Origin of the sequence: Enterovirga aerilata (assembly GCF_013044135.1) — a bacterium.
GTDB classification, from domain to species: Bacteria; Pseudomonadota; Alphaproteobacteria; order Rhizobiales; family Beijerinckiaceae; genus Enterovirga; species Enterovirga aerilata.
The window spans coordinates 845,061-870,845 of record NZ_JABEPP010000001.1 but is presented as its reverse complement, the minus strand read 5'-3'; the positions used below and the strand labels follow the sequence as shown (position 1 = coordinate 870,845).

Genomic DNA, 25,785 nt, shown 5'->3' with positions numbered 1-25,785 from the left:
CAGCGCGGGGCGGGCCCGATGCCGTGAACGGCCGCGCGGCAGCTCGGGCCGCCTCCTCCCGTCCGGCGCGGCGCGGCGCGGAAGGCGGTTGCCAAGCCGGCCGGAACTCACTATCTCACGCATCCGTTCGAGGCGCCGTGTGCCGCCCTCGACGGGCGCCCGTAGCTCAGCTGGATAGAGCACCAGACTACGAATCTGGGGGTCAGAGGTTCGAATCCTTTCGGGCGCGCCAGCTCCTTTTCAGCTCCTCCAACCTCACTTAAGAGCCTGAAAGGCAACGCGATTTTCGCGTTCGAAAACCCCTCTTCCCGCCGGTACCGCGCCCGCTCCGAGAAGGCCAATCGGAGCACTGTCCGGCGCAGCTGCAGGTGGCCCGAAGCCCAGAGATTCTAAGGGTTTGCGAGGAACCGCATGGCGAGTTCGAACACATCGTCGAAGGCGTAGCGGGGTTTGCCCGCGTTGTCCGCCTGTTCGGTGAGGATGATGCGCTGGCTCTCCAGGGCGGAGACCTTCTTCTCGTAGGCGGAGACGACGGCCGGATTGTCCGTCTCGACGATGCGCTCCAGCAGCTTCTCGGTCTGCGCCGCGAGGTCCTTCAGCTCCTTGCGGATCGGCGCCCGAGCACCAGCCGCGAGCCGCTCCTGGATGCGGGCGAAGGTCTCGCCGGAGACGATACCCTCGTGGTGACCCTTGCGGCGCGGCACGTTCCAGTTCGGGGCCTCGACGTAGCCGGCATAGATCGGGCGGACCGAGCATCTGCCCGATGGTGCCGTAGCGAATGTCGCCGTTCGGCAGGTCCTTTGGGTATTCGGGGTGGCTTTCGAGGAAGCGCTTCACCTCGGTCTGCGTGTCGAAGCGCCCCGAAGCGAAGCCCTCGAAGGCCCCTGCAGGATCGAGGCATAGGGTTCGTCCCGGACCAGCATGTTGCCGTAGCCTGAGATGCGCTTGTAGCGATAGCCGATCGGGGCCGCGAAGCACCAATAGCCGTTCATGGTGCGGGCGCGCATCCGGTTGATGGTCTGCTCGCCGTTCTTCTGGCGCTGGTGCTGCGAGACGGAGGCGAGGAGGTTCTCGACCAGGATGGAGTCGGAATCTTCGCCGAACTCGATGGTCGGGCTCTTCAGGATGCCTCCGGCCTCGCCGATCGCGGCCCTGAGCTTCAGGTGGGCGTCGATGCCGCGGCGAGGCGCGAGATGTCGTCGATGATGACGACGATCGGCCCCTTCTTCCGGTGACGGCGGAGATAGGCCAGCATCGCCTGCATGCCGGGCCTCGTCGCGAGGCTGCCGCTCGCATCGTCCCGGAAAATCTCGACGACGTCGAGGCCCTTGTAGCGGGCGTATTCACGGCAGCGCTGCTCCTGGGAACCAAGCCCCTCGCCCCGGACCGTCTGCTTGGCACTCGATACGCGGCAATAGATGACCGCCTTCGTGTGCGCGTTGAACTCGGGTGCGATCGGTCTCATGGGGCCTCCAGGATGTTTGTGTTGCGATGGTCTCCGTTGATGGTGCCGTCCGATCCTACCATGAGGCGGAGGGCGGAGGACAAATCCTCCGTGTCGCCCGTCTCGACCTGCTGGACCGGTGCCAAGTCGAAGCCGAGGTCGACGAAGCCGACCACGATCTCCCAAAGCGTCTTCAGGAGTTCGCGCCGCTGCTCGGCCGGGATGTCGGTGTCCGCAAGGTACGGCTCGTAGCGGGAGAGGTCGAGGGTTAGCGCCGGCCCTTCTCGCGATGATCGAGGAGGTCGGCGGCAAGGCGGTGGCGGAGGCCTACAAGGGCAGCCCGGCAAAGCTGGTCCGGTCGATCCTGCGCCAGTACGCGACCGGCGAGGGCCGCGACAAAGCGGAAGGCTGGGCGCCGCGCTTCCTGCGCTTCCCTGTGGGGAGCTACCGGGACAGCCGCGTAGACCTACCATTCGGCGCTGACCAAGGCCGCCGGAGAGAATTCCGGCAGCCTCTGTTTGGCGCCCCCTCTCCGCTCCGGCCTGCACCCATCCCGTGACGGCATCCCTAAGGCGAGGCACGAATTAGATACACGTTGTGTATGCGTCTGTGTTATGAATGATCGGAGAAGGAGAAAAGCCATGGCCTCGAAGCCGACACCCGACACCCATACCCGCGCCGTCAACCTGCGTATCCGCGAGGACGTGCGCGGCCTGATCGACCGGGCGGCCAGGGCCCATGGCAAGACGCGTTCCGACTTCATGATCGATGCGGCCAGGAGGGCGGCCGAGGACGCGCTCCTCGACCAGACCCTCGTCCGGGTCGATCCGGAGAGCTACCGGCATTACCTCGCCGTGCTCGACGCTCCGCCGGATGGCGAGGGTTTCGCGCGGCTGATGAAGGCCCCTAAACCGTGGCAGCCATGACGCTGTCGCCGCCGGAGCTTCTGACCGACACACACGATCTCACCCAGTTCGAGAGCGGCCAGGACAGCCTCGACGACTGGCTGCGGCGCCGCGCCCGGGCCAATCAGGTCAGCGGCGCCTCGCGGACCTACGTCGTCAGCGAGGGCGTTCAGGTCGTCGGCTACTATTGCCTCGCCTCCGGCGCGATCGCGGCGATCGACGCGCCCGGGCCGGTCCGCCGGAACATGCCGGACCCGATCCCGATGGCGATCCTCGGGCGGCTCGCCATCGACCGCCGCTGGCAGGGCAAGGGGCTCGGGACGGCCCTGCTGCAGGATGCCGTGCTCCGGACCGCGCAGGCAGCCCACATCATGGGCATCCGCGGCCTGCTCGTCCACGCGATCTCGGAGGACGCGAAGGCCTTCTACGAGCATTACGGATTCAAGGCTTCGCCGTCTCACCCGATGACCCTCGTCCTGTCGCTGAAGGGTGTTGCAGGGCGCGGTTGAAGGCCCTCGCAGGCTCAATGCGCCGAAGCCCGCATCGACCGCCTGATGGCCCGGGTCAGGCTCCACGGTGCCATCCTATGCTCCGCGGCGATCGCGGCCCGCGTCGTCTGGCCCGTGGCGATCCGGTATTGCGCGTCGAACACCTGCACGTCCGTTAGCTTCGGCGGCCGGCCGATGCGCCTCCCTTGCGCTGGCGCACGATCGACGACAGGAAGCCGACATGGGAGACCTACAAGGCGACCCACGACGAGAAGCTGAGACTGGAGCTGGAGCGCAAGGAACTCTTGGACTACCAGTCCCGCCTCGACGATGCGCGCGAGCGGGTCGGCAAGGACCGGATCACCGAGCAAGCGCTCGACGATCTCGGGGGCGACCTGGACAGAGAGATGCCAGACGCGATCCGCCGCAGGCTCGCCGGCAACGCGCCAGACTCGAGCGCCACAGCGGATCGCGACCGCTCGTCATTACCCACATGGGCAGCCGCCCGCGAAGATCCGGCACCGACTCATCAGGCGTCGATGGGCCCTGCCCTTCAATAGGTAGCGTCCCTCGGGAGCAAGCATAGCCCGGAGTTGGCCGACAGTGGAACGGCGGCTTTGGAGGGAGTGCTGTCTAAATCGGCCCTTCCGGAGGCTATCCGAGAACTGGCAAGGGTGTCAGACCTCGCACGAGGCTTCAATGATGGCCCACGGCGAATGTATCGTGGTGATCCGAACCTCCCCGAATCGCGCCTTCCCGAGCAGATGCGCGTACTCGGTGAAGCTCCTCTCGCGACCAGACGCCATCACGAGCATGTTCATGTCCATAAGAGGGGTTGGCCCGGGCTCCCCGATTTCGCCCAGTACCAGCTCGATGATCGCGATGCGGCCGCCGCCCCGCATCGCCGCCCTGCAGTTCCGGAGTATCTCCAAGAATTCGTCGTCGCCCCAGTCGTGGAGGACGTGCTTCAGGAGATAGAGGTCCCCTGCCGGAACCGACGAAAAGAAGTCTCCGGCCACGAAATCCATGCGGCAGCAGATGTCGGGCGGCCTGGACGGTCGTTTCGCACCCGCGATCACGCCGGGGAGGTCGAAGACTGTCCCGTGAAGGCCGGGATGCTTCTCAAGCAGCGGCTGGAGCAGCGCCCGGCAGCGCCGCCGACATCCACGACCCGCTCGATGCCGACCACGTCCAGAACGCGCGCGACCTCGCCCGCAACGGCCGCGCTTAGGCTGCTCATCGCCTCGGTGAAATCCCCGGCCTCGGTCGGATGCTGCGCGAAGTAGTCGAAAATCTCGGCACCGAGGGCAGGCACGGTCTGTCGTTCCCCAGTCCGGAGGGCATCCGTGAACCGGCCCCAGGAGAGCCAGTGGCCGGGAGCTGCTTGAGAGAGCGCCAGCGCCCTGAGCGAGCGCGGATCATCCCGTCGCAGCGTCTCCAGCAGCGGCGTCGTCCGGAACGCGCATCCGTCATGCGCGACGAGCCCCAGCGTGACGCAGGCCCGCAGGTGCCGGAACGTCGCCGCCGCGTCGAGGCCCTCGGCTTCGGCGATGGCTTCGGCCGATGCCGGCCCGTGCCGCAGGTGGTCCGCGTAGCCGAACATGGCCGCGCCGCGCACGATCTGCGTGACCCAGAAGCCGGTGATCATCTGCGTCATAAGATCGGCAGGCGTGGGTCGGTGGTCTGTCGAAGCGTGCATCGCCAACTCGTTCGTCGATCTCGGGATTTCGAGGGTTCAGGCCGCCTGGCTTTCAGGGCTTTCGAAGACGCGGCATGTCGCCCGACCGGCCACCTGATGGGCTCACTCGTTTTCGGCACCGTGTCTTGGGCTGCCAATCGCGTTGCAATCGTCATGAAGCGACAGGTTGCCCTGTGTTCGGGCCGGCGGCTCTCGTTGCGAAGTCGCTCCGAGATGCCTTGGCGGCTGCGGGACGTCGGGGAGTGGCTCTTCATCCCGCTCGCCCCGGACGACCGTGACCGATTGCCTGATGATCAGGGCCCTCGCCGGGGAGCGGCCCGGGTTGTGGAGGGTATAAGCGTTCCCCGAGACGCGGATTGCGGTGCCGCGACAGAGCCTGGCCGCTCGGCGGGGGCCCGAGCCGCCGTTCGGCATGAGCTCCAGGTCGCCCTCGAGAACGTGCAGGTCCTCGCCACTCGCTCCCGCATCGCCCGCCCATGTGCTTCCGCCTGGGAGGGCGGCCTCGGCCACCCAGGGGCTTCCGATCTCGAGGCCAATGCCCGCAGGAAGCGACTCGGCGAGGGTCGTGTCGAGCAGGGGCCATGGAGGGAGCGGCGCGGGCGGTGGCACCTCGCGTCCCGGGGGATCCTGCAGGATCGGGCGGCCGGTATCGCGGACGAAACGCTCGAACGCGCCTCCGGCGCACAGAAGAAGGAAGCGTGCCGGCCTCTCCGGGGCCGTACGGAGCTGCTGGAGGCGGCCGCGAGCACAAGGGATCGCCTGTCCAGGCGCGAGGGCGATCACCTGCCTCTCGATCCCGGCCAGCAATTGGCCGGACCGGAGCCACAGGGCTCCTTCGATCCGTTCCGGATCATCGAAGACCTCACGACCCCCGGGGCAGGTCACGTCCAGAATCGTGAACCGTCCCCGCATGTGGGCCGCAGAGGCCACGATGCTCACCGACGACTGACCGAGGTTGAAGTGCCTGCCCTGGCGCGCGATCGCCATGTCGTCCCGCAGGTCCCATGCCGTGTTTCGCTCGCACCGCCCGTGCTCGGCCGCTCCCGAGCGGTTACGACCGCCAGGCATGGAGCAGCTCGTCCCGAAGGCTCGCGATGTCGATGACGAAGCGGTACCGGACGTCGCTCCGCTGGAGCCGTTCGTAGGCCGTCTCGACGTCCTGGATGGAGATCGGCTCGACGTCGGCCGTGATGTTCCGCTCGGCGCAGAAGTCCAGCATCTCCTGCGTTTCCGCGATGCCGCCGAAGGCGGATCCGGCTATCGCCCTGCGCTTGATGATGAGGTTCACGACACCGATCGGAGGATGTGGCCGCTCGGGGATGCCGACGAGCACCATGGTTCCATCCCGCTTCAGCAGCTGGGAGTAGGTGTCGAGGTCGTGCGGCGCCGCCACGGTGTCGAGAAGGAGGTCGAGGGAGTTCGCGTGCGCCCGCATCTCCTCGGGATAGCGGGAGACGGCCACCTCATGGGCTCCAAGCGACAGGGCTTCCCGGCGCTTTCCTTCCGACGACGTGAAGGCGACGACATGCGCGCCGAGCGCGGCGGCGAGCTTGACGCCCATGTGTCCGAGCCCGCCGATCCCGACGACACCGACCCGGCTGCCCGGTCCTGCACGCCAGCGCCTGAGCGGCGACCAGCACGTGATGCCTGCGCAGAGAAGGGGGGCGACGCCGGCCAGGTCGCCTTTGTGCGTCACGGAGAGCACGAAGCGCTGGTCCACCACGATATCCGTAGCGTAGCCGCCGTAGGTGGTCTCTCCCCCGCCGAAGATGTTGCCGCCGTAGGTCTGGACGAAGCCGTGATCGCAGTACTGCTCGAGGCCCTCGCAGCAGGAATCGCAGCGCAGGCAGGAGCCCACCATGCATCCCACGCCGGCAATGTCGCCGGGTCGGAATCGGGACACGCTGTCTCCCACCGCGGCGACACGGCCCACGATCTCGTGTCCGGGCACCACGGGGAAACGGATGCCGGGCCAGTCGCCGCGAACCGTGTGCAGATCCGAATGGCACACGCCGCAGTGCAGGATGTCGATCCGGACATCCTCCGGTCCTACGGCGCGACGCTGAAGAGCGAACGGTGCGAGTTTCTGTCCGGCCGAGTGGGCCGCGTAGGCTTTGGTCGACATTGCTTGATCCGGTCGATGTTCGAGCGGATCATCTGCGGACGTCGACCGAGCTGATTGAGCGGATGAGCTGGCTTTTGTCTGTTTGTGCTATTTCGGGCTTCGAAACCCGGATTGGCGATACGACGGAACCAACGTCAGCTCCCCATCCGCCGCCACTTGCCCGGCGACATTCCGACCTTGCGGCCGAAGATGTGGGTGAAATGGCTCTGATCGGCGAAGCCGCACTCGAGTGCGATGCCGGCCAGCGATGACGACGACCTGCGGAGCATCTGCTTGGCCCGCTCGACCCGCTGGGCCTGGAGCCAGGCGTGGGGCGGCATGCCCGTCGAGGCTTTGAAGGCGCGCGAGAAGTGGCTGATCGACAGCCCGCACTCGGCGGCGACCTCCCCGAGCGAAATGTCGCGCGCGAGATTGGAGGCGAGAAGGTCCTTCGCCCGCCTCTCCTGCCAGGGCGCCAGGCCGCCGGACGCCGGCATCTCGGTCGTCCGCAGGCCGCCATAGGTGACCGCGAAATGGACGGTGAGACCGAGAAGGAGATGATCGACGAAGAGCCTGTTGCGGTACCGGCCTTCCAGCGCGCCGAGGATCAGCCCTTCCATCTGCTCGATCACGGGATCGGGCGTTCTCCAGCCAAGCGGGGCCGTCAGCGACTCCACTCTCGGCGCACGCACAGTCTCGGCGACCTCGTCCAGCACCGGGCGGGGAAGATGGAACATCAGCTTGTCGATCGGCGCCGTCGACTGGGCGCGCGGATCGGCCGCCAGGTCGACGATGTTCAGGGTCGCGCGCGGGGCCGCGTCGGCCGGAGCAAACCGTCCATGCATCCAGAAGTCGTGAGCTGGATGTTCGCGCAGCTGAAAAACGACGACGAACGCATCCTCGGCCGGCATGCGGATGTCGAGGCCGTCGCCGACATCGGACGGAGCGTAACGGGTGACGCTGATCGCGGACGAGGCCGTCCGCGTGACTAGGGTCGGACCGTCACCGGGGAAGCGGGGCGACACCGTTTCGCTGCCAACTCGGCGCATGCGCTGCTCCAGCAATCATCCGACGGATCGTCGCGTAGGCGGTGGAGACCGGAGCCATCGGCATGCCAACCTGCATCGCGCCCAGCATCATCATGAGCGCGTGCCCGATGCCGCTTTCGCCAGGATCAGGATCGACCTTTCGGCTGAAAGCTTCCTGTCAAGCGGAGCCTGCGCGATTGCCGGGCGCGGGTCCAGGCCTGCCTGCAGGGAAAACTTTGCAGCTCACCGGAGCTCCCGCTGCCGTAGGCGGCTACAACACGGCTGTATCAGGCTCGCGAATACGTCCGTCGCCACACGCCCGGCGACATCCCGACCCGCGCGCCGAACGTCCTCGTGAGATGGCTCTGGTCGGCATAGCCGCACGCGAGTGCGACCTCGGCCAGCGCGAGGTTCTGCTTGGCGAGCAGTTCCTTCGCGCGTTCGATCCGCCTCGCCTGGAGCCAACCATGAGGCGTCGACCCGGTCGACGCCTTGAAGGCTCTCGCAAAATGAGCCGGTGAAAGCCGACACTCGGCGGCGACCTCCGCAAGGGTGAGATCCTTGGCGAGGTTCGACGCGATCAGCTCCTTGGCCCGCCGCTCCTGCCACGACGCCAGCCCGCCGGGCCGATGGGGCTGCCCGGTCCCAAGCCCGCCGTAGCGTTCCGCGAAATGGGCATGCAGTCCCATGACGAGATGATCGCGCAGAAGCCGACTGGTCCCGTCTGGGCGGTCGAGCATGTGCAGGAGGCTGTCCTGCAGATCGCGCAGCAATGGGTCTCCGATCGCCTCCTCGGACGGAGTTCGCAGGGCGGACACGGGCGGAAGTCTTTCCCGATCGGCCAGCTCGTTCAGCGAGGCCAGCGGGATGTGGAAGATCAGGCTGTCGAACGGAGCCAGCAACCGTGCCGAGAGCCCCTCGCCGAGATGGACGATGTTGAGCGTCCCGCGCGGAGCCGGCCCGGCCGGGGTGAACCTCCCGCCCAACCACGTGTCGTGCCGAGGATGATCCACCAGCTGGTAGATAATCACGTAGGCATCCTCCGCCGCGACCGATATGAGGTCGCCTTCTCCGATCGAGCGGGGTCGATGCCGGACGATGCTGACGGAGGAGCCGCCGAGTCGCGTGACGATGTGCGGGACGGCGGCATTGATCTGCGAGGTCAGTGCTTCGCACGGACTTGGTATGGTCATTGCTCAGTATCCGGCTCGGTCCAGCCGATATGGTCACCCGATCCGTTCGGATGGAGGAAGGCAACGTCAGGCTTGGATTGTGGCTGGTCTCTTTCGGGAATCGCCGTGATCTGTTTCGCCACGATGACGTCGCAAGAAATCCTGGAGAATTCTGTTCACCTCGTCGGGAGCTTCGAGCGAACTGATGTGGCCCGCTCCGGCCACCTCGACGAACTCGCAGCCGAGGATCGCCGCCATCTCCCGCCCTTCGTGGACCGGACGGGGTACATCCAGGCTCCCAGTCACCACGAGAGCCGGCATGGCGAGCGTGGGCAACTGCGCGAGGAGGCTCCTCCTTTCCACGAACATCTGCCCGAGCGGAACGACCGACTCGAGAAGAGCCTGCCGATCCCAGCTCCCCAGCCTCTTGCGGAACGTTGCGGGCAGATCGGGTTGTCTCGCTGCCGCGTCCGGCGAGATGAAGAGCCCGACGAGCTTGTCGACGAGTGCCTCTGGGACGCGGCCTGCCTGTCCGACCATCTCCATCATCAGACGATAGCCGGCTCTCGCCTCTGCGGGCTCCGCGCCGGCGAAGGTGTCGAGGAGCACGAGCGCAGAGACCCGGTCCGGCGCCATGAGGGCGAGTTCCGCGCCCCACATGCCGCCGATGGACAGGCCGACTACCGCGAACCGCTCGATGCCGAGACTGTCCATGAGCGCGAGGTGGTGTGCGGCCAAGTCTTCAAGGGTCGTCGCGTCGTGTGGCAGGCGACCCGAGCCTCCATGGCCCCAGAGATCGGGTGCGACGATCCTATGGGAGCGGGAGAGCGCGGCGATCTGGGGAGCCCACATAGCAGCGTCCCAAAGGTAGCTGTGGCCGAGAAGGACGGCCTCGCCCTCCCCGGCGATCGTGACGTTCATGGTGGATCCGGCCACGGGCTGAAGCCGCGCCGTCGAGAATGCGACGTCGATCATGGTGTCCGACCTCCGTTTCGGCGCTGGACTCAGGAAGAGATCGGACCGCCGACGATGACGGACCCATAGCGTTCGACAAGTTCCCCGAACTCGGCCGGTGAACGTCCGGCGAGTTGGGCGAAGATGTCTTCCAGCCCACCCGGGCTCAGGGTGACGAGCATCCTCGCGGGCCTGTCGGTCAGGTTGGCCCACGCGTGGGCCATGCCGGCCGGGACGTGCACGATCGTGCCCGGCCCGCCCTCCAGGCGGCGCCCTTCGCAAAGGAAGGTCATCGTTCCCTCCAGCACCTGGAACGTCTCGTCCTCGCGATGCGTGTGGAGAGGCGGACCGCAACGGGGCTGAAGGAGGGACTCGAGGATCGCGAAATGTCCGCCGACCTGCGAGCTGTGAACCCTGATGGAGATCATCTCGCCCGGAATGGCCTCGAAGGGCCTGGCATCTTCGGGCCGGCTCACGACGAGCCCGCGGGTGGAGTGGACGGCAGCCGCGTCCGGAAGCCGTGCGACCTGAGCTAAAGCGTTCATCCTGGTCTCCTGTCTGGTCCGCCGCTCCCTAAGGGGGCCGCCGCATCCGTCCCGAAGACGAACCGGCGAGCAGCGGGAACGGACCGTCGGTCCGCAGGGACCATCACGTGAGCATGCGTGCTACGGGGCGGTTTCGAGCAGGGCTGAACGTGTTGCACCTGTAACCCTGAGCGGCCTCAATCACGACCGAAGATCCGAACGGATCCAGGGCTCCTCTCGCCTGGTCTCGCCGCCGCTGAGGTGATCCATCGTCGTCTGCCCTACCGGCCGTGGATGGCCTGCGGGGGGAAGGCCCCCGCCTGGAATCCCGCTCGTTCACCTCATGCCACCTCGACGGGAACCGCCAGGACATAGCCGGCGCCGCGTTCGGTCCTGATCAGGCGTGGCTGGGACGGGTTCGTTTCGATCTTGCGCCTGAGCCGCAGGATGAGGACATCGATGCTGCGGTCGAAGACCTCGTCGTCGTGCACGCGGCTCGCGGCTAGGAGTTGCTCCCGCGACAGGACCTGCTGGGGGGCGCGCAAAAAGGCGGTCAGCAGGTTGAACTCGCCAGCCGTGAGCGGAACCGGAGGCCCGTCGCCCGTCGTGAGGCGGCGCGTCCGCAGCGACAGCTGCCACTCTCCGAATCGGTAGGTCGATCGGTCGGATCTCCGCTTGCCCGCCGCGGCTACCGCATCGCTTCGGCGGAGGACCGCCCGCACCCGAGCCAGGAATTCGCGCAGTCCGAACGGCTTGGTGATGTAGTCGTCTGCCCCGAGTTCGAGCCCGATTACTTTGTCGGCCTCGTCGCTTCTGCTTCCGGTGATGAGAATGATCGGGGCGTCTGCCCGGCCGTCGAGCCGGCGCATGAGGTCGAGACCGTTCTCGTTGCGGAGTTGCAAATCGAGAACGATGAGATCGGCTGCCTTTTGCGCGAGGACGCGATCCATGGCGTCCCCGTCCGCGACGGCGCTGACCTCGAACGCATTGCTTGCGAGGTAGTCGCTGACGAGGTGACGCATCGATGCGTCGTCGTCGACCAGCACGACGTGTTTCGTCACGGCGAGGCTCCAATTCGAGAGGGGCGGTCGGCAGAAAGGGCGATCGGCGGCTTGCGGGAGGACGATGGTCAGGCCCTGCCCCCATCGCCATCCTCCACGTCCGGCGGGCCCGGACGGCGGCGAAGCGGCTCGGTCGCCGTTCCGAAGAACTGTGCCAGGACGCTACGCGATCGGCCGCGCACGACCGTGAGAAGCGGGGCAGAGAGCCGATCCGCAATCGCTGCGACGACGTCGGGACCGGCCTCCCGGACCAGCCGCTCACTAAAGGCGACGGGCGCGCCTCCCGCCGCGGCGATTTCCGAAAGGCGGCTTGCGAGGTTTACAACGTCGCCGAACGCGGTGCGGCCCGCCGCCGAGCCCCGGCCCAGGCGATCCACGATCACCTCTCCGCAATGGGCGCCGATGCGGACGGCTACCGGCGATGCAGGCGCTCCGTGACGCTCCAGCCATGCCGTCAGCGCGGAAAGCAGCTCGATCGCGCCCCGCACCGCGCCTGCGGCATGGTGGGGGTCCTTGCGCCGAACACCCCAGCCGAGCATGGCGCCATCGCCCTGATATCCGAGGACGGAGCCGCCGGAGGCCGCTGCGCAACGGTCGATGATCCGGTAGTAGCTGCGGAGCATGTCGTGCGTGCGCTCGAGACCGAGGCGCTCCGCCGTTCCCGTGAAGCCCCGGAGGTCGACGAAGAGGATCGCCGCGCGTACGCGAGCCGCCTTGCCACTATCTGACCGCCGCGCGCCTCGGGGGTCGGATATCGGACGACGTCGATGCGGAGGCGGGAGGTCGTGCCCTCGTGCCGGAAACCGGGACGAGCGGGCAAGCCTCGTGCGTTCGGTGAACGGGTCGACGGGAGTGGTGAACATGGTCCTGCTCGGGTGCATTGGATCGTAGGCGGCGGCGCCCCCAGGTCGCGGGCGCTCCGAGGTGGGTTGCCCATCCGTGCCGGTGCCAGGCTCTCCGGGAGACACCGCAATGGGGAGGGGGCCCTCCTCGATGCGGGGAAGAGCGTCGTCCCCGCTCACGGACACGAGGCGCTCTCCTGCCGCCTGCTCTGCCCCAGCAGCGTCCCGTGCGATTGCACGAATGTGCGGTTCATTGTCCGAATCTGCGCCGGCATCGGGACTGTGCTCTTGGCCTGGGGTTTGGCTCACGGGATCGACCCGCTGCGGACCACGCCGCCCATTGACGACCTGCCGCGCTGCGCCCGCCTCAGGCCAGCACGCGAAGGCTGTCCCGCATCGCTCCATCGAGCTCGGGAAGGAGCACGACGCTCTCCTGCTCGTTAGGGTCGGTCCGCGCGATGACTGCGACGCATTCCTCCGTGGGGCTCGGATTGTACGGGAGGTGCGGCAACCCCGCCGGGATGTAGACGAACTCCCCAGCGCTGGCGGCCGCGTGATGATCAAGCCGCTCGCCGAACCAGACCGCCGATCGGCCGCTGACGATGTAGATGGCCGTCTCGTGCGACTCGTGCTTGTGGGCCTTCCCGATTTCGTTCGGAGGGAGCCTGAGAACCTGCATGTGGAGGGCCTTTGCCCCGACCGACCCGCCAGAGATGGCCGGCGTGTAGACGTGGCCTTGCTTTCCCCGGAACGGCGTGCCGGGCTTCACGACGCGCACCGTGAGCTGGTGCGAGGGGGGTGCCGGATCGGACATGAGGGAGTCTTCCTGCTCACGCGTGCGTTCCGGGGCGCAGGGGCCCGGTTTGGAACGTGGGTCGCTGGGTTGAAGGGGCGCGGCATCCAAAGCCGCCGCGCATCGGACGAGGGGACGACCAGTCAGCGCGCCGTTTGCTCGCGAGCGGGCTCGCTCCTGGTCGGGGTGCGCTCGGATTGCGGGCCGAAGCCTCGTGCCGGTGAGGCCTCCTCGCCGTCGAGCGAGGGTTGTCCGCCCTGGTCGAGAAACTCCCGCGGCTGCGTCCTCTTCGGGTTTGTCCCGTAGGCGTGCCAGTGTCCGCCGCCGTAGAACATGCTCGTCGCCACCTCGCCGGAACTCTCTGCGGCATTCTGGTCGAACCACGCGAGGAACGCCTCGGCCCGGCTCTGCCCGGGGCTGACGACGAGCGAGCCGACGATAAGCACTCTCGCGACCAGCTTGAGCTTTGCGGAAGACGTGTGCCGGTGCAGGCGTGCGGCCGTCGCCTCCAGAGGTTCCGCCGCCTCCGCCAGCCCGCGCCGAAGATCATGTCGAGTGAGGCCGATGTCCTTCAGGGTCGCGTCGCTCAGCTGATGAAGCTCGGCATGCAGGCGGCGGCGTTCCGCTGATCTGGCCAGCGCTTTGAAAATGAAAAAGAGCATGATCGTCTCCGTGTTGGGAACGAGCTGCTTTTTGCGTGAGCGAATTTCCTGACTATTGCAGGGCGGCCAAAATCGATTTTGTTTGCAATGGAGGCCGCTGGTGCTGATGTCTCGACGCAGGAAGACCCTAGAGTACATCGAACTCAGCCAGCCTAGCAGGTACGTTGGCAAGCAGCCTTTCGCCGCCCAGCATGGCGAACGCCTCATATGCGAGCCGAACCGGCCCATATCGAATGGCCGCTTTCGGGAGCGACCCTTACGCTTCCAGATGTCGCAGAAGGGCGCGAAGCGTACGGCCAAGCCCAAAACCCGGTTCGGGTACGAAAGGCTGCTCACATCTCGCGTCGGGGTTGCCTTCGCCCGGGTTCGGGTTCTGCTGGGTCGTCGAGTCGCTGCTGAAGCGACGGAGCCCGAACGAGCTGAAGATGGCCACCCATCTCGCGGCGTAGCTCGGAGAGTTTCTCTGCCTCCGCCGCCGCAACTCCCTGACGCGATCCTGCAGAGGACGCCATTCCGCGAGCTGTCGATCGATCAGCGTTTGCCGTTCCGCCTCCTGCCGCACCCGCGACCGATCAGCCTCTGCCTCGAGCTCGGCCCGGGTCCTCGGTATCGCCCCGTGACGCGAGCCCAGATCGCGCGAAGACCGGTCGGGAGGCGCCGGGCGCGGGCGCGGACCTCTTCGTCCCACTCCGTTGCAAGGCGCTGGTCGAGTCGCGAGCGCTCTTCCCTGTGCCGGTAGGTCATCTGCATGTTCGCATTGGCCAAGGTGGTCGCGCGTTTCCGGAAGTGCAGGCGGGATTCTGCGATGTGCCGCTTGATTGCCGGCGTCATCCGCTGGCCGACCTGCCGCTTCGTCGCTTCGACGCTCGGCAACTCGCCCCCATCGCCGAGACGAGCGCGGATCTCCCCGGTCCTCAGGTCCAGCATCCGAGGCAACGAGTAGACCTCCCCATCGTGGTCGAGCACGACGAAGCCGCGCCGGTCGCCTCGCGCTAGGAAGAAGCCGCGCTCCTCAAGACTGCGCTGGAAGGCCTGCGTCCCATCGGACCTGGCCCAGCACGCTTGGACAGCCTGCTTGAGCCAGCGCGGATGGATGCCTTGGCGCTTCGCCTGCTGCCACTCGGCAAGGGTAAAATTCGTCGGGCGAGCGGCCCAGGAAGGTGGCCAGCCGCCCGACGTCGCGAATGTAGTTGCGCTGCGTCTCGCGCGAGAAACGCCGCATGGTCATGTCGTCGATCAGCCGCTGCCGCAGCGGGCTCACAGGCGCGTCGAGAACGGGAAGGATCATCGCCAGGCTCCTCCGTGAAAGGAGCCGGATGGTCAGACCACGCCGGGCCGCCCTCAAGGCGGGCGCAACGCTCGCCTCTCTACGCGCCCCTCATCACGCGCGCCCATCCCGCGCAGCGGGTTCGTGCAGCGGCCAAATTCAGCGGTGGCTTTCGGCCCATGCCGGTCATTCAGCCAGAACGGCCCGCTGCTCCGAAGCGGACATGTGTTGAACCGAACGTTTTTGGCAGCACAGTGTGTCGGCAGACCGACGATGCCTGCCCCGGCCGCCGCTGGACGACTAAGCGTGACGAGAGGGAGAGCCTTTCAAGCCTCAGCTCGCTTCATCAGCTCACGGCCGATGATGACCTGCTGGATCTGCGTGGTACCCTCGTAGATGCGGAACAGACGCACGTCGCGGTAGAAGCGCTCGACGGCGCTGTCGCGCATGTAGCCCGCACCGCCATGGATCTGGACGGCGCGGTCGGCGATGCGACCGACCATCTCGGACGCGAACATCTTCGTGCAGGATGCCTCGAGCGAGACACGCTCGCCTGCGTCATACCGCTTCGCGACGTCGCGGAGCATGCATTCCGCAGCATAGAGATCCGCCTGGCTGTCGGCCAGCATCGCCTGGACAAGCTGGAACTGCCCGATGGGCTGCCCGAACTGCTTGCGCTCTGCGGCGTACCGGATGCCCTCGTGGAGGATGCGGCGGGCCTGGCCGACGCAGACGGAGGCGACGTTGATGCGCCCACGATCGAGGGATTTCATCGCGGTGGCAAAGCCGCGCCCCTCGCTCCCACCGATGATGGCCTCCGCCGGGACCCGCACGTTCTCCAGATAGACGTCCGCAGACCATGCGCCGGCCTGGCCCATCTTGCGGTCCTTCGGTCCGATCCGCAGGCCCGGCGTGCCGGCGGGAACCAGGAAGGCCGTGATATGCCCGTTCTTTGGCAGCGCCTCACGGCTCGTGCGCGCCATGACGAGGAAAAGCCCCGCGATCGGCGCGTTCGTGATGAAGCGCTTAGTGCCGTTCAGCACGTAGGCGTCACCGTCGCGGACAGCGGAGGTGCGCAGCGCGGCACTGTCTGAACCGGACTCCGGCTCCGTCAGGCAGAAGCTGGTGATCACTTCGCCTGAGGCGATGCGGGGGAGCCATTCGGCCTTCTGGGCTTCCGTCCCGTCCATGAGGATCGCTTGCGAGCCGAGGCCGAGGCTGATCCCGACCGTCGACCTGAAGGCGGCCGAGGCCGAGGTGAGCTCCATGATGAGCTCGATCTCCTCGGAGGATTTCAGGCCGAGGCCGCCATATTCCTCAGGCGTGGTGAGGCCGAACAGGCCGAGATCGCGCATCTCCTGGACGATCTCGCCCGGGATCCTGTCCGTCTCGGCGACCTCCGCCTCGAGCGGAACGAGCCGCTCGCGCGTGAAGCGGCGGATCGCGTCGCGCAGTGCGTCGAGCGTCTCGCGGTCCATCGGTCAGGCGCCCTCGAGCCCGACGATCGCGACGGCCGAGACGTTCTGGTTCGGCATGCCGCCGAGATTGTGCGACAGGCCGAGCACCGGCTGGTCGACACGTTGGCGGGGACCGGCTCGGCCCAGTATCTGCAGGTAGTTCTCGTAGATCATGCGCAGTCCGGACGCGCCGATCGGATGCCCGAAGCACTTGAGACCGCCGTCGATCTGGCAGGGGATCTTGCCGTCCGCGTCGAAAACCCCGTCCAGGACGTCCTTCACGGCGCCGCCCTCCGGGCTGATGTGCAGGTCCTCCATGGTGACGAGCTCCGTCACCGAGAAGCAATCGTGCACCTCCATCAGGCTGATCTGGTTGCGGGGATCCGTGATGCCCGCCTCCCGGTACGCGCGCTCGGCCGCGACACGGGTCGTGTGAAAGTAGCTGCCGTCCCAGCCCGAGCCCTGCAGCTCCCAGCCGTTCGAGGTTGCGAGCTGCAGCGCCTTCACGGTCACGAGGTCGGTCTTGCCGAGGCCGCGCGCAATCTCCGGCGTGGTGACGATCGCGCAGGCGGCGCCGTCCGAAACGCCGCAGCAGTCGAAGAGCCCGAGCGGCTCGGCGATCATAGGCGCGTTCAGCACCGTGTCCATGTCGATCGCCTTGCGCAGATGCGCCTTCGGGTTCTTCGCGCCGTTCGCGTGGCTCTTCACCGAGACATGCGCCATGGCCCGTTTCAGGTCCTCGGGCGCAACGTTGTGCCGGGCCCGGTAGGCGCCCGCGAGCTGGGCGAAGTTGCCAGGCGCGGAGCCGACCACGCCGATCATGTCGAAGGTCGTGCCGCGCGTGCGGACCGGCAGGCCTCCATAGCCTGTGTCCTTCAGCTTCTCCACGCCTATTGCGAGCGCGATGTCGGCCGCGCCGCTCGCGACCGCATAGACCGCGCCCCGAAAGGCTTCCGTGCCGGACGCGCAGTAGTTCTCGACCTTGGTCACCGGCACGTTCGGCAGCCGGAGCGCCATCGAGGCCGGGATGCCGGACGGCCCGATATTGATCGCGTCGAAGGCGACGGACAGCCAGGCCGCGTCGATCATCGACGTCTCGATGCCGGCATCCGAAAGCGCTTCCAGATAGGCCTCCACCATGAGGCTGTCGGCGTCGGCGTCCCAGCGCTCGCCGAACTTGGCGCAGCCCATGCCGAGGATGGCGACCTTGTCCTTGATGCCCGTGGGCATGTCCCGCTCCTCTCGCCTCAATCCGCCGGGGCGGCCTTCCAGAAATACCGCCTGAACCCGCGCTGCTCGTCGATCGCCTTGATGCGGAACATCATGCGCATCAGGCGTCCGACCTCGACATCCTCCGGCTCGACGTCGCAGAATTCCGCGTTCATGCGGCCGCCCTCCTCGAACTCGACCATGCCGTAATGCGCGGGCGGATCGAGCGTGTATGTCAGCCGGTCGGCCGTGTAGGTCAGGATGCGGGCCAGCCGATCCGCCAGCGGATGGTCCTCTTGCGTGCCAACCGAGCGGTCGTTTGGATTGACGCTGATATCGGTCTTCGGGAACTGAATCGTTCCGGTCTTGGTACAACGCCCGCCGACGAGCCCGAGCACCGTCTTCCGGTTCCGCCACAGTGCCGTGAGCGGCTGCTTCTGGTCGAATTCGGCCCGCATGCCGCGCTCGATGTCGATCAGCCCGTTGAAGACGAGATACTTCATGTAGTTCGCGTCGGCCTTGCGCCGGGCGAGCCAGCCGGAGACGCCGAGGCGCGGCGCCGCGGTCGCGGCGGTGCGCTCGAAGATCACGACATCACAGCCGGAGCCGAAGCCGGCGACCAGGACGCGCTCGCCGGCCTTGGCCTGTTCGAGCGCATGCGCCAGCATTAGCAGCGGGTGGGCGACTCCGGTCTCGCCGACGGTCGCGGCGAGCCCGTCCGCGACCGCCTCGGGCCGGATACCCGCGGCCTTGGCCATCGCCTCGGCGACGCCCCGCATGGGCGCGGGCAGGATGAAGCGGTCGATATCCCCGGCCGCGAGCCCGGCCTTCGCCAGCGCGCCCGCGACCGCCTTCGGGACGAGACGGGCATAGCCCTCGTCCCGGATCCAGCGCGCTTCCCAGCCGTAGTCGAACTTCTCGCCTTCGCCGCGGAAATGGTCGACAAAGTCGGCCGAGACGCTGTGGTCGCCGAGATGGCGCGCGACGCCCTCCCCCGGTGCAACCAGCAGAGCGGCCGCTCCGTCACCGCTCGTCATCTCGCCCTCGGAGCCGGGCCGTGTCGCCCGCTTCTCGGATGCGATGCAAAGGACCGGTCCGCAGGCGGCCGCTCGGATCGCCTGGATCAGGCCGGAGACGCCGGCCCGCTGGCTTCCGCCGAGATCGAACGTGGACACGGCGTCGTCGAGGTTCAGGGCCTCCTTGACGATCCCGGCGTTCTGACGATCGGCGAAGGGCGCGGTCGTCGATGCGAGCGAGAGCGAGGCGATCTCCGCGCGATCGCGACCATCGAGGCAGTCGCGTGCCGCCTCGACGGCCATCGTCACGACGTCCTCGTCCCAGCTCGCGAAGGAGCGCTCGCCCTTGGCAAGCCCCTTCAGGGCCGGGTTGAACCAGGCATGCGCCGCCGCGATCGAGGCTCGCTGCAGCCGCAGGCGGGGGATGTAGGCGCCGAACGCCGCGATACCGACCATGCCCTCACCTGTACTCCGCGAGGCCGTTGTTCAGGACGACGACCCCGCGCTCCGCGACACTCGACCGGAACGCGGCCCGACCTTCGCCCTCGCGCCAGATCTCGGTCCGGATCGTTTCGCCCGGATAAAGCGGGGCCGTGAAGCGGCAGTCGATCCGGGTCAACCGCTCGGGCTCTCCATCGCACAGGCCGGCCAGCACCGCGCGGCCGGCAACCCCATAGGTGCACAGGCCATGCAGGATAGGGCGTGTAAAGCCGGCGGCTCTCGCGACATCCGGATCGACATGGAGCGGGTTGTAGTCGCCCGAGAGGCGATAGATGAGCGCCTGTTCGGGCCGAGTCCGAAGGTCGATGGTCACGTCCGGCGCCCGCTCGGGAACGGAATGCGGCCTCGGGGCCCCCTCGGCTGAGCCCCCGAAACCGCCGTCGCCGCGAAGGAACGATCCCTGGATGATCGTCGCCACGAGATCGCCCGTTGCTTCGTCCCGGATCTCGCGTCGCGAATAGATGAGCGCACCCTTGTCAGCGCCTTTGTCGAAGATGCCATCGATCTCCGTCCGCCCGACCAGGACGCCTTCCACGGGCAATGGCTGGTGGATGCGAACGGATTGTTCGCCATGGAGAATCCGGCGCCAGTCGAGCCCGAAGCGCGGCTCCCTCTGCCAGAACCCGGGATAGGCGAGGATCGTCGCCATGGTCGGGAACGCCGCGAGTTCGGGCTCATAGGCGAAGCGCAGCGCCTCGGCCCCGCCCGGTTCCCCTATCCCGACGCCGATACCGAGCGAGTACAAGATGGTGTCGCGACGCGTCAGCGCGTGCCGCGTCTCGATCGGCATGCAGCTCTTCAGGATATCCGGATCGAGGGGCATGGCGTCGACCTCAGATCGGGTCCCAGGCGAAGACTTCTGCCGAGCGCTTCAGCGGTTGGAAGCTTTGCTTCATGGCCGGGATAAGGTCCGACGCGATGCTCTCGACCGTCCAACCCTCCGACCGGTGCATCGACCGGATCGGCAGCGGCCGGTTGAACAGGAAGATCTCGTTTTTCCGCACGGAGAAGATCTGGCCGGTGACGTCCTTGCTCGCGTCGGAGCACAGGAAGGCGGCGAGCGGAGCGACCTTGTCCGCGCTCATCGACTTGAAGCGCTCCACCCGCAGCTTTTCGGCCTCCGTCTCTGCCGGAATGCTCGCCGTCATCCGGCTCCAGGCGAAGGGCGCGATGCAGTTCGAGCGCACGCCGAACCGCCCCATGTCGAGCGCGATGGAATTCGACAGGCCGACCACGCCCATCTTGGCGGCCGAGTAGTTGGCCTGGCCGAAGTTCCCGATCAGTCCCGAGGTCGACGTGAAGTTGACGTAGGAGCCTGAGCCCTGCTCGCGGAAATGCTGCGCGGCGGCCTTGGCCACGTAGAAATACCCGTTCAGATGCACGTCGATCACGGCGCGCCAATCGGCGATCGACATCTTGTGGAAGATCGCGTCGCGCAGGAATCCTGCGTTGTTCACGATCGCGTCGATGCGGCCGAAACGTGAGACGCCGTCCTCGATGATGGACGTGGCACCAGCCGGGTCGGAGATCGACGCCGCGTTCGCGACGGCGCAGCCACCCGCCGCCTCGATCTCCCGCACGACCTCCTGGGCCGGGCTCTCGTCCGAACCCTCGCCGTGCTCGGATCCGCCGTAATCGTTCACGACCACCGCGGCGCCCTCACGGGCGCAGAGCAGCGCCACCTCGCGGCCGATGCCGCGAGCCGCGCCCGTGACGGCCACCACCTTGCCTTCCAGCATACCAACCACGGCGTTCTCTCCCGACATTCGCAGCTCTTCGTAGAGCATGGACGTTGACGGCATACATACTACCGAGTACGTTGTTTGCAAGCGAGAAGATGCGGCCGCGACGTGGCGGTCGCGGGGTGGAGACGATACCGAGCGATGGCGACGATTTGGACTCCTCGGTTGGATGAGGCGTCGCGCAATTGGCGCGACGTCGCGGCCGACCTCACGACGCGCCATTTCGCCCCTCGCGCTCCCGAGATTGATCGCGAGCAGCGCTACCCGGCCGAGAATGTCGAGCTTCTCTATGATTCCGGCATCGCGACCATGTTCCTGCCCAGCGCCTATGGCGGCGGCGGCGCTTCGCTGATGGCCTTCTGCGCCGCCATGGAGCAGATGGCGGGCGGCTGCGCCTCGACGAGCGGGATCGCGGCGACGCTCCAGCTCGGCGCGACCCCGGTTCTCCTCGGCGGCTCGCCCGAGCAGAAGGCGAAGTTCCTCGGCGCCGTGGCGCGCGACCGCAAGGCCATCTCCTTCGCGCTGAGCGAGCGCAACGCAGGCTCGGACCCCGCCGCAATGGAGACCGTCGCAACACGCGAAGGCACGGGCTGGCGGATCCGAGGCGAGAAGTGCTGGATCGGCAATGGCGGCATCTGCGACCTCTATGTCGTCTTCGCGCAGACGGCGCCCGGCACCGGGCGCCGCGGCATTGCGGCCTTCATCGTCGACAGCGATGCCGACGGGGTCGACGACGAGGCGCGCGAGGACAAGATGGGGATGCGCGGGACGGTAAACGCGTCCGTCGTCCTCGACACCTGGGTGCCGGCGGACCGGCTGCTCTCGCCTCCGGGCTCGGCCCTCAGGCTCGCGTTGGCGACGCTGAACATCGGTCGCATCACGGTTGCGGCCCAGTCGATCGGCTTGGCGATCGCGGCCTACGAGGCGGCATGCCGACGGGCCGTCGAGCGGACCACTTTCGGCAGCCCGCTGATCGACCACCAGGGTGTCGGCTTCAAGCTCGCGGACCTCGCGACCCGCATCTCGGCCGGACGCATGCTCGCCTTCGAGGCTGCCTATGCCTACGACGAGGGCGAGGATGTCACGGCGATCGGGGCGCAGGCCAAGCTGTTCTGCAGCGAGGTCGCGCACGAGGCCGCGGATGTCGGCGTGCAGGTCTTCGGCGGCCAGGGCTTCGTGAAGCCGAACCTCGTCGAGCGCATCTATCGGGACCAGAAAGCGACCGAGATTTACGAGGGCACCTCGGAGATCCAGCGCCTCGTTCTCGCCCGGGCCATCAAATCGGAATTCAAGAGCCTGGAGGAGCGCCTATGCGCGGCGGAGTAGCGAGCCTGCGCCGGCCGGTCGCGACGAGCACGGACAGCGCGAGCCGGACGGAGATCCTCGACGCTGCCGCCGAAGCGTTCATGCAGAAGGGCTTCGCGGCGACGAGCATCGACGATGTCTGCGATCTTCTCGGCGCCACCAAGGGCCGGGTCTATCACCACTACCGGAGCAAGACCGATCTCTTCTTCGACGTCCATCTGCGCGGGATGGAGATGGATCTCGCGGCCGTGCAGGAGGCTGCACAGCAGGAAGGGGCTGCCATCGACCGCCTGCGCGCCATGGCGAGCGCTCATATCACCGTCATTATTCAGAACTTTGCCTATCAGCGCGTTGCCGTGCAGGGCCTCGAGATGCACCTTGCCGGGCAGACGACAGAACAACAGCGGGCCACCCTTAAGCATATCCTCAACCTTCGCGACAAATACGAGAAGCTGTTCTCCGACACGATCGAGGAAGCCATTCGGGAAGGCGCGATCCCGCACCAGAATGTTCGCATCGTCGTGAAGGCGTTCTTCGGCGCCCTGAATTGGACGACCCTCTGGTACCGGCCGCGCCGCAACCAGTCGGCCGCTGACCGCAAGGCGCTCGCCGACACGATCGTGGACTTCGCCATGTCCGGCCTGAGGATGGCCAAATGAGCGCCGCCCTCGATCAGACCGGATCGGCGGGGCATTGGAGCCCGGTCGAATCCTGGAGCCGAGACGAGCTAGAGTCCTATCAGCTCGAGCGGCTTCGCGAGCAGCTCGGACGCCTCGCCCGCTCCCCCGGCCATTACGGCGACCTATTCGGCCGGATGGGCTTCGAGCCGGAGGAGATCCGCGAGTTGTCGGACATCACCGCGCTGCCCTTCACCCACAAGGCCGACTACGTCGCGTCCGTGGCTGCCGCTCCGCCGCACGGCCGCTTCGTCTCGGTGCCGATGAGCGAGGTCCGGCGTATCCACTTCTCGTCGGGCACGACCGCGAAGCCCACGCCGCAATTCTGGACGCAGCGCGACCTCGATCGCTGGGCGGACCTCTATGCCCGCACGGCGCACGCGCAGGGCGTGGAGCCGGGCGACGTCTTCCAGTGCCTGTTCACCTACACGTGGTTCGTCGGCGGGCTCGGGGCGACGCTCGGTTACCAGCGCGCCGGGGCGACCTGCATCCCGGCCGGGAGCCAGGACACCGCGCGCCAAATCTCGACGATCTTCGAATACGGCACGACGGTCCTGTGCGGCACGCCCTCGTTCATCGTCCATCTGGGAGAGGAGATCGAGAAGCGCGGCCTGTCGCCGGCGACCTCGAAGGTGCGGGCCATCATGGTCGGCGGCGAGCCGGGCGCGAGCGTGCCCGCCACGCGCAAGCGCATTCAGGATCTCTGGGATGCCCGCTGCTACGACTTCTACGGCTGCCTCGAATTCCAGCCCATCGCGGGCGAGTGCGAGGCGCAGAGCGGCCCGCATATCGCGGAGGACTTCGTCTGCGCCGAGATCGTCGATCCGGACACGAAGGCGCCCGTGCCGGACGGCACGCCGGGCGTCCTCGTCGTCACCCATCTCGACAAGCAGGCTGGGCCGCTCGTCCGCTGGTGGACCGGGGACATCGTCGTGCGGGACCGCTCGCGATGCGGCTGCGGCCGGACGCACGCGCGGCTCGTCGGCGGCGTGCACGGCCGGGCCGACGACATGCTGATCGTGCGCGGCGTCAACGTGTTCCCGTCCGCGGTCGAGGACGTGGTTCGCGCGATCCCGGGGCTCGGGGACGAGTACCAGATCGTCGTCGATCGCTCCGTCAGGGATGACGCGACAGGCTTTCTCAAGGGCATTCGGCTGCGGGTGGAAGGCAGTGATCCTGCCCTCCCCGCCCGCTTGGCCGAGGCGATCAAGCAGCGTCTGTCGATCCGCGCCGAGATCGAGCTGCTGCCGCCGGGCAGCCTGGAGCGCACGACCCACAAGGCCAAGCGCCTCGTCCGGGCCGACGACTGATGACACGGGCCGCCGACATCTTCCGCGAGGGAGCGCTGGACGGCGCCGCCGTCTTCGTCACCGGCGCGGGCACGGGCATCGGCCGCGCCATCGCCGAACGGCTGGCGCGCCTCGGCGCGGTCGTCGGCGGCTGCGGCCGTCGCGCGGAGCCGCTGGACCAGACGGCGTCCGCAGTTGCGGCTGCGGGCGGGCGCTTCGTCCCGATCCCGTGCGACGTGCGCGACGCTGATGCCGCGCGCACGGCGCTCGCCGAGTTCGCGTCCAGGCACGGTCTCACCGGACTGGTGAACAACGCCGGTGGACAGTTCTACGCCGCCGCGGAAGACATCCGCCCGCGCGGCTGGCAGGCCGTCATCGACCTCAATCTCACGGCCGTCTTTCACCTGTGCCAGGCCGCGCGCCCGCTGTTCCGCGGCGGCGGCAGCATCCTGTCGATCTCGCTTACGGGTGCGGAGCGGGGAGCACTCGGCATGGCGCATTCCGTCGCGGCCCGGTCGGGCGTCGCAGGGCTGACCAAGGCTCTGGCCCTGGAATGGGCCGCCGACGACATTCGCGTGAACTGCATCGCGCCCGGCACCGTCGCAACACCCGCGTTCCAGGCGAACAGCACGCCGGAACTCCGGGACCGCCTCCGCCGCGAGACGCCGATCCGCCGGCTTGTCGAACCTGCGGAAGTGGCCGAGTTCGTGGCCTTCCTCCTTTCGCCAGCGGCGGGAATGATCACGGGCCAGATCCTGCGGGTCGACGGCGGGAGCTTCCTGGCCGCACCTGTCGACATGCGCCCGGCCGGGCTCGGGAAGGAGGCCGCGTGAACGCTCCCGTCCTGACCGAACGCCGCGGCGCCGTCGCGATCGTCACGATGAACATGCCGGAGCGCCGAAACGCTCTGTCGCCGGAGCTGCGCGGCGGTCTCGTGCACGCCTTCGACGATCTGACGGCTGATGGTGAATGCCGCGCGATCGTCCTCACCGGCACGGCAAGCAGCTTCTGTGCAGGCGGCGATCTGTCCAGCCTGCCAAGCCGTGATCCGGCGGCGTCCCGCGCCCGCATGGCGCATTCGCACGGGCTGCTTCGCACGATCGTCTGCGGGCCGAAGCCGGTGGTGGCGGCCGTGAACGGCAACGCTTTCGGAGCGGGCATGTCGCTCGCCCTCGCGTGCGACTACGTCGTCGGCAGCCCCGGCACGCGCTTCTGCTCGGCCTTCGCCAAGGTCGGCCTGATGGCGGATCTCGCGCTCGGCTGGTCGCTCGCGCGCCGCGTCACGCCTGGCGAGGCGAAGCGGATCCTGTTCGCTGCGCCCGTGACGGGCGGCGAGGAAGCCCTCGCCTCTCGCCTCCTCGACCGGCTCGTACCGGACGAGCGGCTGCTCGACGAAGCGATCGCCGTCGCGGTCGGGTTCGCCGCCGCCCCCCCGCTCGCGGTGGGCCTGACCAAGGCGCACATGACGCACGCTGCATCCCTCGACGAAGCGCTGTCAGCCGAGCTCGACGGGCAGGCGCTGCTCTTCTCGAGCGAGGATTTCGAGGAAGGCCGGGCGGCCTTCCTCGAGAAGAGGAGGCCAGTCTTCAAGGGCCGTTGACAGGACCAGGACAAGCACCCGCGACAAGGCGGACATCACGGAGGAA

The 25,785-nt window shown here is 67.6% G+C and carries 29 protein-coding genes, 1 tRNA gene and 1 pseudogene; 10 read left to right on the top strand and 21 right to left on the bottom strand.

What is annotated here, in order from left to right:
* Nucleotides 1-155 precede the first annotated feature (155 nt).
* A tRNA-Arg gene (locus HJG44_RS04355) sits at nucleotides 156-232 on the top strand.
* Nucleotides 233-389: 157 nt separating this feature from the next.
* Here the strand turns inward: HJG44_RS04355 and HJG44_RS23540 are convergent.
* From HJG44_RS23540 to HJG44_RS04345, 4 genes are all read right to left on the bottom strand, one after another.
* Nucleotides 390-704, bottom strand: a complete 315-nt coding sequence (locus HJG44_RS23540; protein WP_246736012.1) for a hypothetical protein — start codon at nucleotides 702-704, stop codon at nucleotides 390-392.
* A gap of 129 nt (nucleotides 705-833) precedes the next feature.
* Nucleotides 834-1,007 (bottom strand): hypothetical protein, encoded by a 174-nt coding sequence (locus tag HJG44_RS23535; RefSeq protein ID WP_246736011.1) that lies wholly within the window; start codon nucleotides 1,005-1,007, stop codon nucleotides 834-836.
* Nucleotides 1,008-1,159: 152 nt separating this feature from the next.
* Nucleotides 1,160-1,465 carry a recombinase family protein gene (locus HJG44_RS23530; RefSeq protein ID WP_246736010.1) on the bottom strand — a complete coding sequence of 102 codons (306 nt, stop codon included), beginning with the start codon at nucleotides 1,463-1,465 and terminating at the stop codon, nucleotides 1,160-1,162.
* Nucleotides 1,462-1,620: a hypothetical protein gene (locus tag HJG44_RS04345; RefSeq protein ID WP_171217067.1), complete on the bottom strand. Its 159-nt coding sequence runs from the start codon at nucleotides 1,618-1,620 to the stop codon at nucleotides 1,462-1,464. Before HJG44_RS04345 ends, HJG44_RS23530 begins: the two co-directional genes overlap by 4 nt.
* 113 nt (nucleotides 1,621-1,733) lie before the next feature.
* Between HJG44_RS04345 and HJG44_RS04340 the strand changes: the two genes are divergently transcribed.
* The 4 genes from HJG44_RS04340 (at nucleotide 1,734) to HJG44_RS04325 (ending at nucleotide 3,397) form a co-directional block, all read left to right on the top strand.
* The gene (locus tag HJG44_RS04340) at nucleotides 1,734-2,003 is read left to right on the top strand and encodes a hypothetical protein (RefSeq protein ID WP_171217066.1); all 270 of its coding nucleotides are present in this window, start codon (nucleotides 1,734-1,736) and stop codon (nucleotides 2,001-2,003) included.
* Nucleotides 2,004-2,085: 82 nt separating this feature from the next.
* Entirely contained in the window at nucleotides 2,086-2,370 is a 285-nt protein-coding gene (locus tag HJG44_RS04335; RefSeq protein ID WP_171217065.1) for a type II toxin-antitoxin system TacA family antitoxin, read from the top strand.
* Nucleotides 2,367-2,858 (top strand): GNAT family N-acetyltransferase, encoded by a 492-nt coding sequence (locus tag HJG44_RS04330; RefSeq protein ID WP_171217313.1) that lies wholly within the window; start codon nucleotides 2,367-2,369, stop codon nucleotides 2,856-2,858. The genes HJG44_RS04335 and HJG44_RS04330 overlap by 4 nt, the downstream gene beginning before the upstream one ends.
* A gap of 185 nt (nucleotides 2,859-3,043) precedes the next feature.
* Nucleotides 3,044-3,397 carry a hypothetical protein gene (locus HJG44_RS04325; RefSeq protein ID WP_171217064.1) on the top strand — a complete coding sequence of 118 codons (354 nt, stop codon included), beginning with the start codon at nucleotides 3,044-3,046 and terminating at the stop codon, nucleotides 3,395-3,397.
* A gap of 117 nt (nucleotides 3,398-3,514) precedes the next feature.
* On the opposite strand, the pseudogene HJG44_RS23525 reads toward HJG44_RS04325, so the two are convergent.
* The 17 genes and pseudogenes from HJG44_RS23525 to HJG44_RS04235 all read right to left on the bottom strand — a co-directional run bounded on the left by HJG44_RS23525 (nucleotide 3,515) and on the right by HJG44_RS04235 (nucleotide 20,874).
* Nucleotides 3,515-4,485 (bottom strand): annotated as a pseudogene (locus HJG44_RS23525) (methyltransferase).
* 153 nt (nucleotides 4,486-4,638) lie between these two features.
* On the bottom strand, nucleotides 4,639-5,523 hold the full coding sequence (locus tag HJG44_RS04310) for a hypothetical protein (RefSeq protein WP_171217062.1): 885 nt from the start codon (nucleotides 5,521-5,523) through the stop codon (nucleotides 4,639-4,641).
* Nucleotides 5,524-5,587: 64 nt separating this feature from the next.
* Entirely contained in the window at nucleotides 5,588-6,661 is a 1,074-nt protein-coding gene (locus HJG44_RS04305) for an NAD(P)-dependent alcohol dehydrogenase (protein WP_171217061.1), read from the bottom strand.
* Between the two features lie 134 nt (nucleotides 6,662-6,795).
* A complete protein-coding gene (locus HJG44_RS04300; RefSeq protein WP_171217060.1) occupies nucleotides 6,796-7,689 on the bottom strand; it encodes an AraC family transcriptional regulator in 894 nt (297 codons plus the stop codon).
* 266 nt (nucleotides 7,690-7,955) lie between these two features.
* Nucleotides 7,956-8,861 (bottom strand): AraC family transcriptional regulator, encoded by a 906-nt coding sequence (locus HJG44_RS04295; protein WP_171217059.1) that lies wholly within the window; start codon nucleotides 8,859-8,861, stop codon nucleotides 7,956-7,958.
* A gap of 66 nt (nucleotides 8,862-8,927) precedes the next feature.
* Nucleotides 8,928-9,815, bottom strand: a complete 888-nt coding sequence (locus tag HJG44_RS04290; RefSeq protein ID WP_210260897.1) for an alpha/beta fold hydrolase — start codon at nucleotides 9,813-9,815, stop codon at nucleotides 8,928-8,930.
* A 29-nt stretch (nucleotides 9,816-9,844) separates the two neighbouring features.
* Entirely contained in the window at nucleotides 9,845-10,339 is a 495-nt protein-coding gene (locus HJG44_RS04285; protein ID WP_171217058.1) for a cupin domain-containing protein, read from the bottom strand.
* A gap of 320 nt (nucleotides 10,340-10,659) precedes the next feature.
* Nucleotides 10,660-11,379 carry a response regulator gene (locus HJG44_RS04280; protein WP_346767082.1) on the bottom strand — a complete coding sequence of 240 codons (720 nt, stop codon included), beginning with the start codon at nucleotides 11,377-11,379 and terminating at the stop codon, nucleotides 10,660-10,662.
* Between the two features lie 68 nt (nucleotides 11,380-11,447).
* Nucleotides 11,448-12,242, bottom strand: a complete 795-nt coding sequence (locus tag HJG44_RS04275) for an adenylate/guanylate cyclase domain-containing protein (RefSeq protein WP_171217057.1) — start codon at nucleotides 12,240-12,242, stop codon at nucleotides 11,448-11,450.
* 346 nt (nucleotides 12,243-12,588) lie between these two features.
* On the bottom strand, nucleotides 12,589-13,035 hold the full coding sequence (locus HJG44_RS04270) for a cupin domain-containing protein (protein WP_171217056.1): 447 nt from the start codon (nucleotides 13,033-13,035) through the stop codon (nucleotides 12,589-12,591).
* 122 nt (nucleotides 13,036-13,157) lie between these two features.
* Nucleotides 13,158-13,814 carry a DUF1127 domain-containing protein gene (locus HJG44_RS04265; protein WP_171217055.1) on the bottom strand — a complete coding sequence of 219 codons (657 nt, stop codon included), beginning with the start codon at nucleotides 13,812-13,814 and terminating at the stop codon, nucleotides 13,158-13,160.
* Between the two features lie 874 nt (nucleotides 13,815-14,688).
* Entirely contained in the window at nucleotides 14,689-14,964 is a 276-nt protein-coding gene (locus tag HJG44_RS23520; protein ID WP_246736009.1) for a hypothetical protein, read from the bottom strand.
* Nucleotides 14,965-15,269: 305 nt separating this feature from the next.
* A complete protein-coding gene (locus tag HJG44_RS04255; protein WP_171217054.1) occupies nucleotides 15,270-16,421 on the bottom strand; it encodes an acyl-CoA dehydrogenase family protein in 1,152 nt (383 codons plus the stop codon).
* 3 nt (nucleotides 16,422-16,424) lie between these two features.
* A complete protein-coding gene (locus HJG44_RS04250) occupies nucleotides 16,425-17,630 on the bottom strand; it encodes an acetyl-CoA acetyltransferase (RefSeq protein ID WP_171217053.1) in 1,206 nt (401 codons plus the stop codon).
* A 17-nt stretch (nucleotides 17,631-17,647) separates the two neighbouring features.
* Nucleotides 17,648-19,081 (bottom strand): hydroxymethylglutaryl-CoA synthase family protein, encoded by a 1,434-nt coding sequence (locus HJG44_RS04245; RefSeq protein WP_171217052.1) that lies wholly within the window; start codon nucleotides 19,079-19,081, stop codon nucleotides 17,648-17,650.
* Between the two features lie 4 nt (nucleotides 19,082-19,085).
* Complete coding sequence (locus HJG44_RS04240; RefSeq protein ID WP_171217051.1) at nucleotides 19,086-19,949, bottom strand: MaoC/PaaZ C-terminal domain-containing protein; 864 nt, start codon at nucleotides 19,947-19,949, stop codon at nucleotides 19,086-19,088.
* Nucleotides 19,950-19,959: 10 nt separating this feature from the next.
* Nucleotides 19,960-20,874: an SDR family oxidoreductase gene (locus HJG44_RS04235; RefSeq protein WP_346767096.1), complete on the bottom strand. Its 915-nt coding sequence runs from the start codon at nucleotides 20,872-20,874 to the stop codon at nucleotides 19,960-19,962.
* 159 nt (nucleotides 20,875-21,033) lie between these two features.
* On the opposite strand from HJG44_RS04235, the gene HJG44_RS04230 reads away from it, so the two are divergent.
* Genes HJG44_RS04230 through HJG44_RS04210 form a run of 5 tightly spaced genes read left to right on the top strand, consistent with a single transcriptional unit; the run spans nucleotide 21,034 to nucleotide 25,739 of the window.
* Complete coding sequence (locus HJG44_RS04230) at nucleotides 21,034-22,194, top strand: acyl-CoA dehydrogenase family protein (protein ID WP_210260895.1); 1,161 nt, start codon at nucleotides 21,034-21,036, stop codon at nucleotides 22,192-22,194.
* On the top strand, nucleotides 22,179-22,832 hold the full coding sequence (locus HJG44_RS04225) for a TetR/AcrR family transcriptional regulator (RefSeq protein WP_171217049.1): 654 nt from the start codon (nucleotides 22,179-22,181) through the stop codon (nucleotides 22,830-22,832). Before HJG44_RS04230 ends, HJG44_RS04225 begins: the two co-directional genes overlap by 16 nt.
* Nucleotides 22,829-24,160 (top strand): phenylacetate--CoA ligase family protein, encoded by a 1,332-nt coding sequence (locus HJG44_RS04220; RefSeq protein ID WP_171217048.1) that lies wholly within the window; start codon nucleotides 22,829-22,831, stop codon nucleotides 24,158-24,160. Before HJG44_RS04225 ends, HJG44_RS04220 begins: the two co-directional genes overlap by 4 nt.
* A complete protein-coding gene (locus tag HJG44_RS04215) occupies nucleotides 24,160-24,972 on the top strand; it encodes an SDR family NAD(P)-dependent oxidoreductase (RefSeq protein WP_171217047.1) in 813 nt (270 codons plus the stop codon). The genes HJG44_RS04220 and HJG44_RS04215 overlap by 1 nt, the downstream gene beginning before the upstream one ends.
* Nucleotides 24,969-25,739, top strand: coding sequence for an enoyl-CoA hydratase-related protein (locus HJG44_RS04210; protein WP_171217046.1), 771 nt, complete (start codon nucleotides 24,969-24,971; stop codon nucleotides 25,737-25,739). Before HJG44_RS04215 ends, HJG44_RS04210 begins: the two co-directional genes overlap by 4 nt.
* The last annotated feature ends 46 nt before the right edge of the window (nucleotides 25,740-25,785 follow it).

Coding starts and splice junctions, on each gene's coding strand:
- HJG44_RS04295 (WP_171217059.1), bottom strand. CDS start 8,861: ATGACCATACCAAGTCCGTGCGAAGCACTGACCTCGCAGATCAATGCC.
- HJG44_RS04335 (WP_171217065.1), top strand. CDS start 2,086: ATGGCCTCGAAGCCGACACCCGACACCCATACCCGCGCCGTCAACCTG.
- HJG44_RS04300 (WP_171217060.1), bottom strand. CDS start 7,689: ATGCGCCGAGTTGGCAGCGAAACGGTGTCGCCCCGCTTCCCCGGTGAC.
- HJG44_RS04215 (WP_171217047.1), top strand. CDS start 24,160: ATGACACGGGCCGCCGACATCTTCCGCGAGGGAGCGCTGGACGGCGCC.
- HJG44_RS04255 (WP_171217054.1), bottom strand. CDS start 16,421: ATGGACCGCGAGACGCTCGACGCACTGCGCGACGCGATCCGCCGCTTC.
- HJG44_RS04330 (WP_171217313.1), top strand. CDS start 2,367: ATGACGCTGTCGCCGCCGGAGCTTCTGACCGACACACACGATCTCACC.
- HJG44_RS23530 (WP_246736010.1), bottom strand. CDS start 1,465: ATGAGACCGATCGCACCCGAGTTCAACGCGCACACGAAGGCGGTCATC.
- HJG44_RS23520 (WP_246736009.1), bottom strand. CDS start 14,964: ATGATCCTTCCCGTTCTCGACGCGCCTGTGAGCCCGCTGCGGCAGCGG.
- HJG44_RS04245 (WP_171217052.1), bottom strand. CDS start 19,081: ATGGTCGGTATCGCGGCGTTCGGCGCCTACATCCCCCGCCTGCGGCTG.
- HJG44_RS04240 (WP_171217051.1), bottom strand. CDS start 19,949: ATGCCCCTCGATCCGGATATCCTGAAGAGCTGCATGCCGATCGAGACG.
- HJG44_RS04340 (WP_171217066.1), top strand. CDS start 1,734: ATGATCGAGGAGGTCGGCGGCAAGGCGGTGGCGGAGGCCTACAAGGGC.
- HJG44_RS04285 (WP_171217058.1), bottom strand. CDS start 10,339: ATGAACGCTTTAGCTCAGGTCGCACGGCTTCCGGACGCGGCTGCCGTC.
- HJG44_RS04290 (WP_210260897.1), bottom strand. CDS start 9,815: ATGATCGACGTCGCATTCTCGACGGCGCGGCTTCAGCCCGTGGCCGGA.
- HJG44_RS04275 (WP_171217057.1), bottom strand. CDS start 12,242: ATGTTCACCACTCCCGTCGACCCGTTCACCGAACGCACGAGGCTTGCC.
- HJG44_RS04305 (WP_171217061.1), bottom strand. CDS start 6,661: ATGTCGACCAAAGCCTACGCGGCCCACTCGGCCGGACAGAAACTCGCA.
- HJG44_RS04220 (WP_171217048.1), top strand. CDS start 22,829: ATGAGCGCCGCCCTCGATCAGACCGGATCGGCGGGGCATTGGAGCCCG.
- HJG44_RS04265 (WP_171217055.1), bottom strand. CDS start 13,814: ATGTACTCTAGGGTCTTCCTGCGTCGAGACATCAGCACCAGCGGCCTC.
- HJG44_RS04250 (WP_171217053.1), bottom strand. CDS start 17,630: ATGCCCACGGGCATCAAGGACAAGGTCGCCATCCTCGGCATGGGCTGC.
- HJG44_RS04225 (WP_171217049.1), top strand. CDS start 22,179: ATGCGCGGCGGAGTAGCGAGCCTGCGCCGGCCGGTCGCGACGAGCACG.
- HJG44_RS04310 (WP_171217062.1), bottom strand. CDS start 5,523: ATGGCGATCGCGCGCCAGGGCAGGCACTTCAACCTCGGTCAGTCGTCG.
- HJG44_RS23535 (WP_246736011.1), bottom strand. CDS start 1,007: ATGCGCGCCCGCACCATGAACGGCTATTGGTGCTTCGCGGCCCCGATC.
- HJG44_RS04270 (WP_171217056.1), bottom strand. CDS start 13,035: ATGTCCGATCCGGCACCCCCCTCGCACCAGCTCACGGTGCGCGTCGTG.